Source organism: Mesorhizobium sp. M00.F.Ca.ET.216.01.1.1 (assembly GCF_004010325.2).
Lineage (GTDB): Bacteria > Pseudomonadota > Alphaproteobacteria > Rhizobiales > Rhizobiaceae > Mesorhizobium.
This window is the reverse complement of sequence record NZ_SADR02000422.1, coordinates 1-310: the sequence shown is the minus strand read 5'-3', so window position 1 is coordinate 310 and position 310 is coordinate 1. Positions and strand designations below refer to the sequence as shown.

Annotated in this window: 1 pseudogene; it reads left to right on the top strand. The window is 61.3% G+C overall.

The features are described from left to right. Positions 1–179 precede the first annotated feature (179 nt). Positions 180–310 (top strand): annotated as a pseudogene (locus EN859_RS40095) (glyoxylate/hydroxypyruvate reductase A); the annotation flags it as partial.

The window sequence follows — 310 nt, the reverse complement described above, 5'->3', positions numbered from 1 at the left end:
GCAGCCCGCAAACGGACTATACGCGGGCGCTGATGGCGGCGGCCTTCAAGATCGAGACGGCGCCGACCGGCGTGGTCAGCGAGTAGCTATCTATTTCACGCAATTCCGGACGGAAAAGCGCTACACACTTTTCCTGGAATTGCTTCAGGGCCAGCCAAACAGGGAAGAGAAATCCGCGAATGGAAAAAGGCAAAATCCTGCTTGCCCTCACCGGCTTTCACCCGCAGCGCTGGCGCGAACTGCTTTCGGCCGAGCGCGAGGTGGTGCTGGAGCCGGACGGCCCCGGCGATCCCTCGATCTCCTATGCGGT